Genomic DNA, 13,270 nt, shown 5'->3' on the forward strand with positions numbered 1-13,270 from the left:
CCCCCTGAATATACGCCCTGAGCAAGGCCCGTTCCGGTTTAGTCCTTGCGGCGTGGCAGCGCCAGGCGCCGCAGCGCTCGCAGCTGATAGATCAGGCGGGTGCCGAACCAGTACCAGAACTGTTCGCGCCATCGCCGCCAGCGTTGGCGGCGGCGCCAGCGTTCGGGATCGATGCGCTGGCTGTCGCCCGAGAGCCGCGCTTGCAGCCCATGAAGCTGGCGGCAGAAATCCAGATCAATGATTTCGATATTGGCCTCCAGGTTCCAGCTGCTGTTCCAGCGGTCGTAGTTGAACGAGCCCAATGTGCACCAGTGATCCACACGTGCTGCTTTGAGATGCAGAAAACGCGGCTGGTATTCTTCAATGCAAACGCCGGCATGCAGCAACCGCTGATATAAATGTTGCGCGGCGTGCCGTAGCACGGCGTGATCGGTGCTTGCACCGGGCACGGTCAAGCGCACATCCACACCCCGGCGGGCGGCCAGCAGCAATGCTTTGTGAAGCGAGCGGGGCGGCAGAAAATAGGGCGTGCACAACCATACCTCCCGCTCGGCACGCAGCACATGGTGCACCAGCGTGCGCAGCATCGGATTGTTGCGCCCGCCGCGCGCTGCCTGCACCCTGGCCCAGCCCTGCGGCTGCTCGGTGGCGGGCAGCGGCGGAACAGTATGGCGGTGGAGCCGCCAGCGCATCGCGTCACTGATCGGGCCGAGGCCGGCCAGCGCCCAGGATTGCTCGAATAACTCGGTGAAGTCATCCACGACCGGGCCACGGCAGGCCACCATGCCGTCAAACCACGCCTGATCTCCGGCGATACGCGGATCGCTCTCGTCATTGAGGCAGAAGCCGCCGACCCAGGCGCGCTCGCCGTCCACCAGCACCAGTTTGCGGTGATCGCGCACCAACGCCGACAGCGGGTGGCGCCATTGCAGCGGGTTGAAACGCCGTACTTCGATGCCGGCCATGTCCAGGCGTTGCCAATCCTCGCTGCGCAGCTCATCGCAGCCGATTGCATCCAGCAGCATGCGTACCTGTACGCCGGCAGCGACGCGTTCACCGAGCACGCGCAACCATTCATCAAAGAGTGCGCCGGAGGCGGCCAGGTAAAGCTCGATAGCAATGCTGTGGCGCGCACTCTGCATGGCGGTGCGAATGGCTGGCAGAAAGCGCATCCCGCCGGCTTGCAGCCGAAGGTGGCAGCTCTCGCGCCAGGGCCAGGTGAGCTGGCTGGGGGGCAGGGGCCGGTGGCGGGCGGTCACGGCTGCTACCTCAGCGTAGCGCGTGCAATAACCTGACCAGCCGCGTGCCGACCCAGAACATCAGGCTTTCCCGCAAGCGCGCCAGGCTGCCTCGCTGGCGCCAGCTGTCAGACTGAATGTGGTGGGATTCCTGCTCAAGTTGCTGGCGCAAGCCATCCAGCTTCCGGCATAAGTCACTGTGCTGCCACTCGGCGTTGGCCTCCAGATTCCAGCTGCTGTTCCAGCGGTCGTAATTGAACGAGCCGAGCGTGCACCAGTTATCTACGCGGGCCGCTTTCAGGTGAATGAAGCACGCCTGGAATTCATGGATATGCACTCCGGCGCGCAGCAGCCTGCTATAAAGATACTGGCCGGCAAAGCGAATAATCTGGTGATCGGTACAGGGGCCGCTGACCAGCAGGTGCACACGCACGCCACGCCGGGCGGCCTGCTTGAGAGCCCGATGCAAGCTGCGCGGCGGCAGAAAATACGGCGTGCACAGCCAGATTTCATGACGCGCCTGCCGGATACGACGCACCAGGGTGCGCATCAGCGGGTTGTGCTGGCCGCCTCGGGCAGCGATCAGGCGCACGCATTCGTTTTCGGTGGGGCTGTCATCGGTATGGCGCACATGCCAGTGCAGGCGCCAGCGCAGTGCGCCGCTGATGCTGCCTTCGCCAGCCAGCGCCCAGGCCTGCTCGAACAATGCCAGCCAGTCGGCCACGATCGCGCCCTCGCAGCGCACCATGAGATCACGCCAGGCGTCGTCGCCGCAGAGGCGGGCCGAGTAGTTGTCATCCAGCCCCATGCCGCCGGTCCAGGCTTGCTCGGCGTCGATGATGATCAGCTTGCGATGATCGCGGATCAACGCATTGACCGGGTGGCCAAAGCGTAGTGGATTGAACCAGCGCAGGGCGACGCCGCTGTCCGCCAGGCGCTGGCGATCTTCTTTCGCAAGCTGATGGCTGCCGACGTCATCGAGCAACACGCGCACCTGCACGCCACGGGCTACAGCTTGCGCCAGCACGCCGAGCCATTCCTCGAACAGAGTGCCGCTGCTGCACAGATAAAGCTCGATGACGATGCTCTTGCGAGCCTGGGTGAGGGCGGTGGTGATTGCTTCGAGAAACACGTCTCCGCCCACGTAGAGGCTGGCAGCGCAGGATTCGCGCCAGGGCCAGCTCAACCGCGCGGGCGGAGCGTGGCGGCTCATGCCGGTTGCTGCGCCTCGCCGGCCAGGCCCAGGTGGCGGGCATGATAGCGCAGGTGATCGTCGATCAGGCTGGCGATGAAGAAGTAGCTGTGATCGTAATGCTCGTGGCGGCGCAGCTGGAGCGGGTGATCGTGTTCGGCACAGACCTTCTCCAGCCGCTCGGGATGGAGCTGACTGTCGAGAAAGTTGTCCGCCAGGCCCTGATCGACCAGCAGCGGTTGCCGCGATTTGCCCTCTGCCACCAATGCGCAGGTATCCCAGGCCAGCCAGGCACTGCGGTCTTCACCCAGATAGCCGGTAAAGGCCTTGATGCCCCAATCACAATCAGCCGGATTGACGATCGGTGCAAACGCCGACACGGAATCGTAACGGCCAGGGTTTTTCAGTGCGCAGACCAGCGCGCCGTGGCCGCCCATGGAATGGCCGCTGATGGCCTCGCGCTCGCTGACCGGGAAGTGCTCGCGCACCAGCGCCGGCAGTTCGCTGACAACATAGTCATACATGCGGTAATGCGACGCCCAGGGTGCTTCGGTGGCGTTGACATAAAAGCCGGCGCCGGAGCCGAAATCATAGCTCTCGTGCTCGCCCGGCAGATCTGTACCACGGGGGCTGGTATCCGGGCACACGATGGCCATGCCCAGGCGTGCGGCCAGCCGCTGCGCCCCCGCTTTGGTGACAAAGTTTTCATCGTTGCAAGTGAGCCCGGAGAGCCACCAGAGCACCGGCACCGGGCCTTTTTCCGCTTGCGGGGGTAGGTAGATGGCGAAAATCATGTCGCAGTTGAGCACCTCCGAACGGTGCTTGTAGCGGCTTTGCCAGCCGCCGAAACTGCGCTGCCTGGCAACAAGCTCCAGGGTTTCTGTGGTCATTGCTGATCCCCTCCATTGACGACTTCGAGCATGGCAAGCGTCCCTTCGAGTGTCGAGGGACGCAGGCCAACTTTTATTCAATCATTACATCTGCCTGGCCATGTGCTACCGCGCTTCATGGACGTGCTTTCAGCGCCTCATGCATGTGCTTTCAGCACCTCCAGAAAGTGCCGACCGGCGTTGGACAGGCTGCGCGCCGGGTGGGCCACATAACCCAATTGCCGCTCCGGCAGCCGGGTGGGTACCGGCAAAGCCAGTACCGCGCCGTCGAGCATGGTGGCAGGCAGTACACTCCAGCCCAGACCGATGGACACCATCATATGGATGGTTTCCAGGTAGTTGGTGGACATGGATATATTCAACGCCAGCCGATGGTGGTCGAACAGCCCCTCGACAATACGTCGGGTAAAGGTGACGGGCGAGGGCAGGATGGCGCTGTAGTGAGTGAGCATTTCCAGTGTCACCACCGGCTCACTGGCGAGCGGATGTTCCGGCGCAGCCATGAAGACCAGTGGATCATTCCAGATCACCTCTGTAGTGACACGGATATCCGGCTCGGGTGGCAAGGTTACCACACCCAGCTCCAGGTTGCCGTGCAACACCCCGTCCCAGGCTTCTTCGGAGTCAATGAAATCAATATCCAGCTGCACTTGCGGATAGCGGCGTGAAAACTGTCGTAATACCGGCGGCAGGCGATGCAGGCCGATATGGTGGCTGGTGCCGATGCGCAGCGTGCCGCCGACCTCGCCAGAGAGATTGCTGATGGCGCGCACCGTGTCGTCCATGTCGCGCAGGATCGCCCGTGCCCGTGGCAGCAAGGCGCGCCCGGCCTCGGTCAATTGCACCTGCCGGCCGATGCGGTCGAACAACCGGGCGCCCAATTGCTCTTCGAGCTGCGCCATGCGCTTGCTGATCGCAGGTTGCGTCAGAAACAGCCGTTCTGCGGCGGCCGAAAAGCTGCCGGCTTCGGTCACGGCGAGAAAGGCTTGCAGGCTGTTGGTATCCATAATATCCGGGCATCCCGTGTAGCTTGGCGTGACGATGGCTCGCCGTGCCCCGGCGAGCACGTCCAGGCGAGCGCCACGCACTCTCACTCATTCCTGGCTGGAATCATTCGGATAAATAATATGAATTGGATTTATAGATGGCAAGCTCCTAAAATGGCTCGCGATCATGCCCGTGTCGTTTCCGGGCCCGTAGTCACAGGGGAGAGCACCGATGAGAGCACCGATGGTGGCCAAGACGCTTTACGACAAACTCTGGGATGCGCACCTCGTCACTGAACGTGATGATGGTTCCGCCCTGATCTACATTGACCGGCAGATTATTCACGAAGTGACCTCGCCGCAGGCTTTCGAAGGGCTGCGTCTGGCCGGCCGCACACCGTGGCGGGTGGGCGCCAATTTCGCCACGCTGGATCACAACGTGCCGACCACGCCGTTCCGGAGCGCCGCCGACATCGAAGACGAAACCTCGCGCATTCAGGTGCAGACGTTGCAGGACAATACGCGCGCATTTGGCATCCGCGAATTCGGCATCGGTGACGTACGGCAGGGCATTGTGCATGTGATGGCGCCGGAGCAGGGAGCGGTGCTGCCGGGCATGACCGTGGTGTGTGGTGATTCCCATACCTCCACCAACGGTGCACTCGGCTGCCTGGCGCACGGCATCGGCACCAGCGAAGTGGAGCATGTGCTGGCCACGCAGTGCCTGGTGGCGAAAAAAATGAAGAACATGCAGATTCGCGTCGAAGGCGAGCTTGGCCCTGGTGTAACGGCGAAAGATGTGGTGCTGCATATCATCGGTGTGATCGGCACGGCCGGCGGCACTGGCTACGCCATCGAGTTTGCCGGCAGCGCGATCCGCTCGTTGTCGATCGAAGGTCGCATGACGGTGTGCAATATGTCCATCGAGGCCGGCGCGCGTGCGGGCATGGTAGCGGTGGATGAGAAGACCATCGATTACTGCAAGGGCCGTCCGTTTGCGCCCACCGGTGCGCAGTGGGAGGCAGCAGTGGAATACTGGCGCACGCTGGTGTCGGATGACGGCGCGCACTTTGATGCCGTGGTAGAGATCGATGCCGCCGATATTCAGCCGCAGGTGTCCTGGGGCACCTCGCCGGAGATGGTGTTGCCGGTGGATGCCACCCTGCCTGATCCGGCCCGTGAAGATGATGCGGTGAAACGTGCCGGGATGGAGCGGGCCTACGAATACATGGGCCTCACGCCGGGCATGAAGATCAGCGATATCAAGGTGGATCGCGTGTTTATCGGCTCCTGCACCAACTCGCGCATCGAGGATTTGCGTGCCGCAGCGGAGATTGCTCGCGGCAAACGCAAGGCGGATTCCGTCAAGCAGGTACTGGTGGTGCCCGGATCGGGGCTGGTCAAACAGCAGGCTGAAGAGGAGGGGCTGGACAAGATTTTCATCGAAGCCGGCTTCGAATGGCGCGAGCCGGGTTGCTCCATGTGCCTGGCGATGAACCCGGATCGCCTGCAACCAGGCGAGCATTGCGCCTCCACCTCGAACCGTAATTTCGAGGGCCGGCAGGGCAACGGCGGCCGCACGCACCTGGTCAGCCCGGCGATGGCAGCGGCGGCAGCAGTGGCCGGCCACTTTGTCGATATTCGTCAGCTCTGAGCGAGGACACCAATATGGAAAAGTTTGTAACGCATACTGGCCTGGTGGCGCCGCTTGATCGGGCGAATGTGGACACCGACCAGATTATTCCCAAGCAGTTTCTGAAATCCATCAAGCGCACCGGCTTCGGGCCGAACCTGTTTGATGAGTGGCGCTACCTGGATGAAGGGCAGCCGGGGCAGGACAATAGCCAGCGGCCGTTGAACACGGAATTCGTGCTCAACCAACCGCGTTATGAAGGTGCCAGCGTGTTGCTCACGCGGCGCAACTTCGGTTGTGGCTCAAGCCGGGAGCACGCGCCCTGGGCACTACAGGATTATGGGTTCCGCACCATTCTGGCGCCGAGCTTTGCCGATATCTTTTTCAACAACTGCTTCAAGAACGGTATGTTGCCGATCGTGTTGCCGGAAGAAGAGATCGAGACGCTGTTTCAGCAGGTCGAGGCCCAGCAAGGTTATCAGCTCACGATTGATCTGAACGAGCAGGTAGTGGCGCGGCCGGACGGCGTGAAAATTCCCTTCGAGGTGGATGCGTTTCGCAAGCATTGCCTGCTCAACGGCCTGGACGACATCGGTCTGACCTTGCAGGACGCCGATGCGATTCGTGCCTACGAAAGCAAGCGCCAGCAGAGCGAGCCGTGGGTGTTTGTGCAGTGATCTGTCTCAAGCCGGGTGCGCCCGGCTTTCTCAGCCTGTAAAGAAAGATGGAGCAAGAGAGCGTGAAAAAAATTCTGATCATGGCCGGCGATGGTATCGGCCCTGAAATTGTGGCTGAAGCAATCAAGGTGCTGGATGTGGCCAAGGCCCGCTTCGGGCTGGAGATCGAGACAGATGAAGCGCTGGTTGGCGGGGCTGCCTACGATGCCAGCGGTGATCCCCTGCCCGAAGAATCACTGGCCAAGGCGCGTGCTGCCGACGCTATTCTGTTCGGCAGCATCGGTGGCCCGAAATGGGACAATATCGAGCGTGACAAGCGGCCCGAGCGCGGCTTGCTGCGGTTGCGTTCGTCGCTCGGTCTGTTCGCGAATTTACGGCCGGCCATCCTGTTCCCGCAACTGGCTGATGCTTCGAGTCTGAAGCCGGAAGTGGTCAGCGGGCTGGATATCCTGATCGTGCGCGAGCTGACCGGCGGCATTTATTTTGGCCAGCCGCGCGGCATTCGCGAAGAGAGCGGCGAGCGCGTCGGTTTCAATACCGATGTGTACAGCGAAAGTGAAATTCGCCGTATTGCACGGGTTGCCTTCGAGCTGGCCATGGCACGGGGCAAGCGGCTGTGTTCCGTGGATAAAGCCAACGTGCTGGAAGTGACCGAGCTGTGGAAAGAAATCGTCACCGATATGGCGAGCGAGTATCCGCAGGTCGAGCTGTCGCATATGTACGTGGATAACGCCGCAATGCAGCTGGTGCGGGCACCGAAGCAATTCGATGTGCTGGTGACAGGCAACCTGTTCGGCGACATCCTGTCCGATGAGGCTGCGATGCTCACCGGCTCCATCGGCATGCTGCCGTCGGCGTCACTGGATGAGCAACGCAAAGGGCTGTACGAGCCGTGCCACGGCTCGGCGCCGGATATCGCCGGGCAGGGCATTGCCAACCCGCTGGCGACTATCTTGTCGCTGGCGATGCTGCTGCGTTACAGCCTGGATCGCGGCGATATCGCCACAGCGATCGAGCAGGCGGTGGAAAAAGTGCTGGAAGACGGCCTGCGCACGGCGGACATCTACACCGACGGCTGCCGCAAGGTCGGCACCGCAGAAATGGGTGATGCCGTAGCCGCGGCCCTGCGTGCCTGACGGCGCGCCGAACAGATTGAAGCCCGCACGAGCGGGCGTTGACGCTGCGATGGCAATCACGCGGACGCAGCCTCAAACGGGAGAATCACAATGAGCAAGCGAGTCGGTTTTGTTGGCTGGCGCGGCATGGTGGGCTCTGTGCTGATGGAGCGCATGCGTGCGGAAAATGATTTTCAGGATATCGAGCCGGTCTTTTTCACCACCTCACAAGTTGGTCAGGCGGGCCCGGATGTGGGCAAGGATATTCCTGCACTGAAAGACGCAACCGCGATCGATGAGCTGAAAACGCTGGATGTCATCGTCACCTGCCAGGGCGGGGATTACACCAATGAGGTGTACCCCAAGCTGCGTGCGGCCGGCTGGAATGGCCACTGGATCGATGCGGCCTCGGCGTTGCGTATGAACGACGATGCGGTGATCGTGCTGGACCCCGTCAACCGGCGGGTCATTGATGAAGCCTTGCACAAGGGCGTGAAGGATTTCGTCGGTGGCAATTGCACTGTCAGCCTGATGCTGATGGCGGTCGGCGGGCTGTTCAATGCCGGCCTGGTGGAGTGGGCCAGCGCCCAGACCTATCAGGCCGCCTCCGGTGCCGGCGCGCAGAATATGCGAGAGCTGCTGGCGCAAATGGGCAAGTTGCACGCCGATGTGGCAGAGCTGCTGGCCGACCCGCGCAGTGCCATTCTGGATATTGACCGGGTGGTGGCCGACACCATGCGCGGCGATGCACTGCCGAAGGACAATTTCGGCCATGCACTGGCCGGCTCGTTGCTGCCCTGGATCGACCGCCAGCTGGACAACGGCCAGAGCCGGGAAGAGTGGAAAGCGCAAGCGGAAACCAACAAGATTCTGGGTAGCAGCAGCAATCCGGTGCCGCTGGATGGCACCTGTGTGCGTATCGGTGCGATGCGCAGTCACAGCCAGGCGCTGACACTGAAACTGACGCGGGACGTGCCGCTGGATGAGATCAGCGATATCATCGCTGGCGCCAACGATTGGGTGAAAGTGATTCCCAACGAGCGTGAGCAGACCCTGCGCGAGCTGACACCCACCGCAGTGACCGGCACACTGGCTATTCCTGTAGGCCGTCTGCGCAAGCTGAACATGGGCCCGCAGTATCTCAACGCCTTCACTGTCGGTGATCAGCTGCTGTGGGGCGCGGCCGAGCCGCTACGTCGCATGTTGCGTATCCTGCTCGAATCCTGACACGCACCCTAAGGGACTTAATGCAAAACCAGTTTGATATTGCGGTTGTAGGCGCCACCGGCCTGGTCGGTGGCGCCTTGGTGGAGCTGCTTGGCGATGCGCCCCTGCCGTTGGGGCAGGTGGTATTGCTGGCGACCGAAGAATCCGCCGGCAAGCGATTGAGTGTAGGTGGCCGGCACATTGCCGTGCGCCCACTGGCCGGCTTCGATTTTTCGGAAGTTCAGATCGCATTTTTCGCTGTGCCGGAAGCCGTGGCGGCCGAGTTCGCGCCGCAGGCAGCAGAGGCGGGCACCACGGTAATCGATTGCAGTGGTGCTTTTGTGGCAGACCACGAAGTGCCCCTGATCGTGCCCGAGGTCAATCCGGAAATGCTGGCGGATTACCGGGAGCGGGGCATTATTGCCAGCCCGTCGCCCGGTGCTATCCAGCTGGCACTGGCGCTCAAGCCGCTGCTGGATGTCGCCGGGCTGCAACACATCAATGTCACGCTGTGTGAGCCAGTATCGGCCTCCGGCCGTGAAGGGGTTGATGAGTTGGCCCGGCAGACTGCCCGGCTGATGAATGGGCAGGGCGTGGAGCCGGGGCTTTACGGCCGGCAGATCGCCTTCAATACCTTGCCGTTGGTCGGTGACTTGCTGACCAGTGGTGCTTCGCGTGCCGAGCTGTGCCTGGTGCTGGAAACGCTGCGTCTGCTTGGTGATCCCGCATTGCGCATCAATGCCAGCGCCATGCGCTTGCCAGTGTTTTTTGGCACCGCTTTGACCGTACAGCTGGAAACCGTGCACCCGCTGGATGTTGGCGAGGCCGCATCGTTACTGGCGCAGGTGCCCGCACTGATGCAGGCCGAGGAAGCCCGGGGCTACGCCAGCGCCATCCCGGATGCCATCGGTGATGATCACGTCTGGGTCAGCCGCTTGCGGCGCGACTTGTCACGAGAGCATGGCCTGAACCTTTCGCTGGTCACTGATAACCTGCGCAAAGGGGCGGCGCTCAACTGTGTACAAATTGCACAGTTATTGATAAAAGACCATCTGGGATGAATACTTACTGGCATTATGTGACATAGATTCTAGGTTCCTGATAGGGTTTTGCGGCAGAATCGGAGCCTGATGGGTGGGGAGTTGTCTTCCGCTGTGCTGTCAGAGTGCCTTCACGGCAGCCGGGTGCGGCAGGAGCCATAATAAATAATGCGGGATTCAGACATGGTGCGAAGACTCATGTTGAGAGGAATGGGGATTGTCATTACCACCTGGGCACTGGCCATGCCGGGCCTTGCTACAGCCTTGGCGGTGGGGGAGCACGAGCTCCATTCTTATCTTAACGAGCCCCTCGATCTGCAAGTGTCACTGTCGGACATGGGCGATCTGACAGAGGAGCAGCTTCGTGTCAGCCTCGCCAGCGATACCGACTACCAGCGCGCCGGGCTCGATCGCGAGGCGCTGCATGGTGACCTGCGTTTCAACGTGGAGCTGCGCGGCGATGGCACGGGCATCTTGACCATCAGCACCCGGCAGCCGGTGCGCGAACCGTTTCTGAGTTTCCTGGTGGATTATCACTGGCCGGCTGGCCGGTTGTTGCGCGAATACACGGTGCTGCTGGACCCGCCCAGCTACGCAGCCGGTTTCCGTTCGCCAACTGTTTCCGCACCTGGCAGCAGCCAGGCCAGCGCCGCCGCGGCGCCCGCACCGATGGCGTCTGCGCCGCCCGTCTCTGAAAGTGGTGCTACTACAGCAGCAACCCCACGCCCCTCCGCGCCCGCTGCCAGCGGCCCTGCCCGGCAGGCCAGCCGTCCGGCCGGCCCGCGCCGCACCCGCACCGTGCGGGCGCAGGACACCTTGTGGCGAATTGCCTCGGAAAGCCGGCCCGACAGCAGTGTTTCCGTGCAGCAGATGATGATCGTGATCCAGGAAATGAACCCGGATGCCTTCATCAATGGCAATCTCAATCTGGTGCGCGAAGGCGCGGTGCTGGAACTGCCGGGCGAGCAGGAAGTACGAGAGATTTCCACCCGCGAGGCCTTGTCGCGTGTGGCGGAGCAAAACCGCCAGTGGCGCGACATGTTACAGGCGCAGGGCCTGGCCGTGCCGGCCCAGCGTCAGCTGGATGGTACGCCACGCACAATCGAGCGCGGCACCGCTGGTGCTGCACCCGATGCTGGCCGCGTGACGCTGGTAACGCCGGATGCGGCGTCTGGCGAAGGCAGTGGTGCGGGCAGCAGCGCTGCTGGCCGCGCCGGCGGTTCGGCCAGCGGCAATACCGCTGCGCTGCAAAATGAGCTGGCGATCCGCGACGAGGGGCTTGACCAGCTGCGCCGCGAAAACGCCGACCTGGGCGCCCGCCTGGATGAACTGGAACAGCAACTGCAAACCAGCGAGCAGATACTGACGCTGCGCAATGACCAGATTACTCGCCTGCAGGACGAACTGCGCCGGCTGCAAGAAGAGCGTGGCGTGTCTGTTAGCGCGGACCTGCTGGCCCCGGCACCGGCACTTGAAGGATTTGATCAGGCACCTGCCGAAACCGCCGACAATGATGGTGCTGCCGAGGCCGCCGCAGGCAGCACCTCGGGCGATGCCGTCACAGCCACCACCGCACCGGGCACCGCGGCAGGCGGCACCGATGCGGATGCAGATGCTACCGAAAGCGTGACCGAAACAGCGCGTTCGGCCCGGCCCGCGCCACAACCAGTGATTCCGCCGCAGCCTGCGTTGCTGGAACAACTGCTCGGCAATCCATTGCTGCTGGGCGGTCTGGGGCTGCTGTTGTTGCTGCTGATCCTGTTGGCAATCCGCGCACGCCGCAACAAGGCCGCAGCGGTGGCGGATGAGGCTGATCTCGACGCGGCGGCTTTCGCGGAAGAAGATTTCGGCGACGATGATGATTTCCTGCCCGCCCTGGGTGCCGATGACGATGACGCACCGTTGATGGATGAGCCGGCAGAGCCGGAGCAAGACCCGCTTGAGCAGGCCGATGTCTTCATCGCCTATGGTCAGTATCCGCAGGCGTTGAGCTACCTGCGCAGCGCGATCAATACCGAGCCGTCGCGCATCGATCTGAAAAAACGTCTGCTGGATGTGCTGGCGGAGAGCAATGACACGGCCGGGTTCCAGCAGGAGGCGACCAAGCTTGCCGGGTTGAACGACGAGCTGGATCAGCATATTGCCGAGCTGCGCGCACGTAATACAGCGCCTGATGCGGCAGAAGAAGATATCAGCTTTGATGATCTGGCCATGGATCTCAGCGATACCGGCCCGGCAACGCCGAGTGCATCGGGCAATCAGCCAGGCACCACGGCAGATGACGAGCACGGCGCGCTGGATTTCACCGCTGCAGGGCTTGCAGACGAGGGTGAGCCGCTGACGCTGGGCGATGATGAACTGGCGGATTTCGAGCTGGAGCTGCCGGAAGTTGAAGAGCAGGGGACCGAACTGGAGGATGAGACGGATGATTTCTCGTTCTCGCTCGACGACACCCCGGCCCCTGCCAAAAATGACTACAGCCTTCAGGATGATGGTCTTGTCGAGGACGGCGGGCTGTCAGATGAAGAGCTGTCGGCTGGCCTGAGCAGCCAACCGGTGCTGGATCTGGATGCCGAGCTGGGCACCTTGGACGATGATGGCAGCCTGGATTTCGGTGAGCTGAGCCTGAGTGGCGATAGCGATGGCATCTCTGTTGGCGGCGACGTGGAGGACAGCGAGGCAGAAAGCATCGAATTGTCGCTGGGTGAGCTGGCATTTGATGATGAGCCGGCTGCGACCGCCGAGGCGGCAGACGACACGCTGGAACTGACACTGGATGAAGAACTGAGCCTTGATGATCTGGGCTTTGAGGAAGCCAGCCTCGACAGCGAAGGCCTTGTTGGTGACAGCCTGGATAATGCAAGCCTCGAAAACAAAGGTGCTGGTGATGATAGCCGCGATGGCGAGCATTTGGATGACACGCTCAGCCTGAGCAACGATCTGACGCTGGATGACAGCGCACCGGCAGTCGCGCCGGCGATATCCAGCAGCACGCAGGCGGCACCCGCCGTGGCACTGCCCGACGAAGCCGGGCTGGGTGATGATGACGATTTCGACTTTCTCGGTGAAACCGACGAAAATGCGACCAAGCTTGATCTTGCCCGCGCCTATATCGACATGGGCGACACCGAAGGTGCCCGCGATATTCTCACCGAGGTGCTTGCAGAAGGCAGCGAGCAGCAGCAGGCCGAAGCACAGGAGTTGCTCAGCCAGGTGGGCTGATGTGCTGTGGCAAGTTGTACCAACACAGGGGCGGCGCCGGTATCGGTGCCGCCCCTGGCATTTCAGTCACC

At 62.2% G+C, this 13,270-nt stretch carries 10 protein-coding genes; 6 read left to right on the forward strand and 4 right to left on the reverse strand.

The genetic code is table 11. The features are described 5' to 3' along the window. Window positions 1–38 precede the first annotated feature (38 nt). The 4 genes from MU846_RS00430 to MU846_RS00445 form a co-directional block, all read right to left on the reverse strand. Window positions 39–1,259, reverse strand: coding sequence for a phospholipase D-like domain-containing protein (locus MU846_RS00430; RefSeq protein ID WP_246947149.1), 1,221 nt, complete (start codon window positions 1,257–1,259; stop codon window positions 39–41). Between the two features lie 10 nt (window positions 1,260–1,269). After that, entirely contained in the window at window positions 1,270–2,451 is a 1,182-nt protein-coding gene (locus MU846_RS00435) for a phospholipase D-like domain-containing protein (RefSeq protein WP_246947150.1), read from the reverse strand. Then, window positions 2,448–3,320, reverse strand: coding sequence for an S-formylglutathione hydrolase (fghA, locus tag MU846_RS00440; protein ID WP_306799166.1), 873 nt, complete (start codon window positions 3,318–3,320; stop codon window positions 2,448–2,450). The genes MU846_RS00435 and fghA overlap by 4 nt, the downstream gene beginning before the upstream one ends. A gap of 137 nt (window positions 3,321–3,457) precedes the next feature. Next, complete coding sequence (locus MU846_RS00445; protein ID WP_246948240.1) at window positions 3,458–4,327, reverse strand: LysR family transcriptional regulator; 870 nt, start codon at window positions 4,325–4,327, stop codon at window positions 3,458–3,460. Window positions 4,328–4,550: 223 nt separating this feature from the next. Between MU846_RS00445 and leuC the strand changes: the two genes are divergently transcribed. The 6 genes from leuC to MU846_RS00475 all read left to right on the forward strand — a co-directional run bounded on the left by leuC (window position 4,551) and on the right by MU846_RS00475 (window position 13,199). Further along, window positions 4,551–5,960, forward strand: coding sequence for a 3-isopropylmalate dehydratase large subunit (gene leuC / locus MU846_RS00450; protein ID WP_246948242.1), 1,410 nt, complete (start codon window positions 4,551–4,553; stop codon window positions 5,958–5,960). Window positions 5,961–5,974: 14 nt separating this feature from the next. Further along, entirely contained in the window at window positions 5,975–6,616 is a 642-nt protein-coding gene (gene leuD / locus MU846_RS00455) for a 3-isopropylmalate dehydratase small subunit (RefSeq protein ID WP_246947151.1), read from the forward strand. 62 nt (window positions 6,617–6,678) lie between these two features. Continuing rightward, the gene (gene leuB / locus MU846_RS00460) at window positions 6,679–7,752 is read left to right on the forward strand and encodes a 3-isopropylmalate dehydrogenase (protein WP_246947152.1); all 1,074 of its coding nucleotides are present in this window, start codon (window positions 6,679–6,681) and stop codon (window positions 7,750–7,752) included. A gap of 90 nt (window positions 7,753–7,842) precedes the next feature. After that, window positions 7,843–8,958 carry an aspartate-semialdehyde dehydrogenase gene (gene asd / locus MU846_RS00465; RefSeq protein WP_246947154.1) on the forward strand — a complete coding sequence of 372 codons (1,116 nt, stop codon included), beginning with the start codon at window positions 7,843–7,845 and terminating at the stop codon, window positions 8,956–8,958. Window positions 8,959–8,978: 20 nt separating this feature from the next. Continuing rightward, the gene (locus MU846_RS00470; RefSeq protein ID WP_246947155.1) at window positions 8,979–9,998 is read left to right on the forward strand and encodes an aspartate-semialdehyde dehydrogenase; all 1,020 of its coding nucleotides are present in this window, start codon (window positions 8,979–8,981) and stop codon (window positions 9,996–9,998) included. A 162-nt stretch (window positions 9,999–10,160) separates the two neighbouring features. Further along, on the forward strand, window positions 10,161–13,199 hold the full coding sequence (locus MU846_RS00475; RefSeq protein WP_246947156.1) for a motility hub landmark protein FimV: 3,039 nt from the start codon (window positions 10,161–10,163) through the stop codon (window positions 13,197–13,199). The last annotated feature ends 71 nt before the right edge of the window (window positions 13,200–13,270 follow it).

Origin of the sequence: Alcanivorax quisquiliarum (assembly GCF_023051175.1) — a bacterium.
GTDB classification, from domain to species: Bacteria; Pseudomonadota; Gammaproteobacteria; order Pseudomonadales; family Alcanivoracaceae; genus Isoalcanivorax; species Isoalcanivorax quisquiliarum.

Coding starts and splice junctions, on each gene's coding strand:
- MU846_RS00435 (WP_246947150.1), bottom strand. CDS start 2,451: ATGAGCCGCCACGCTCCGCCCGCGCGGTTGAGCTGGCCCTGGCGCGAA.
- fghA (WP_306799166.1), bottom strand. CDS start 3,320: ATGACCACAGAAACCCTGGAGCTTGTTGCCAGGCAGCGCAGTTTCGGC.
- MU846_RS00445 (WP_246948240.1), bottom strand. CDS start 4,327: ATGGATACCAACAGCCTGCAAGCCTTTCTCGCCGTGACCGAAGCCGGC.
- leuC (WP_246948242.1), top strand. CDS start 4,551: ATGGTGGCCAAGACGCTTTACGACAAACTCTGGGATGCGCACCTCGTC.
- leuD (WP_246947151.1), top strand. CDS start 5,975: ATGGAAAAGTTTGTAACGCATACTGGCCTGGTGGCGCCGCTTGATCGG.
- asd (WP_246947154.1), top strand. CDS start 7,843: ATGAGCAAGCGAGTCGGTTTTGTTGGCTGGCGCGGCATGGTGGGCTCT.
- MU846_RS00470 (WP_246947155.1), top strand. CDS start 8,979: ATGCAAAACCAGTTTGATATTGCGGTTGTAGGCGCCACCGGCCTGGTC.
- MU846_RS00475 (WP_246947156.1), top strand. CDS start 10,161: ATGGTGCGAAGACTCATGTTGAGAGGAATGGGGATTGTCATTACCACC.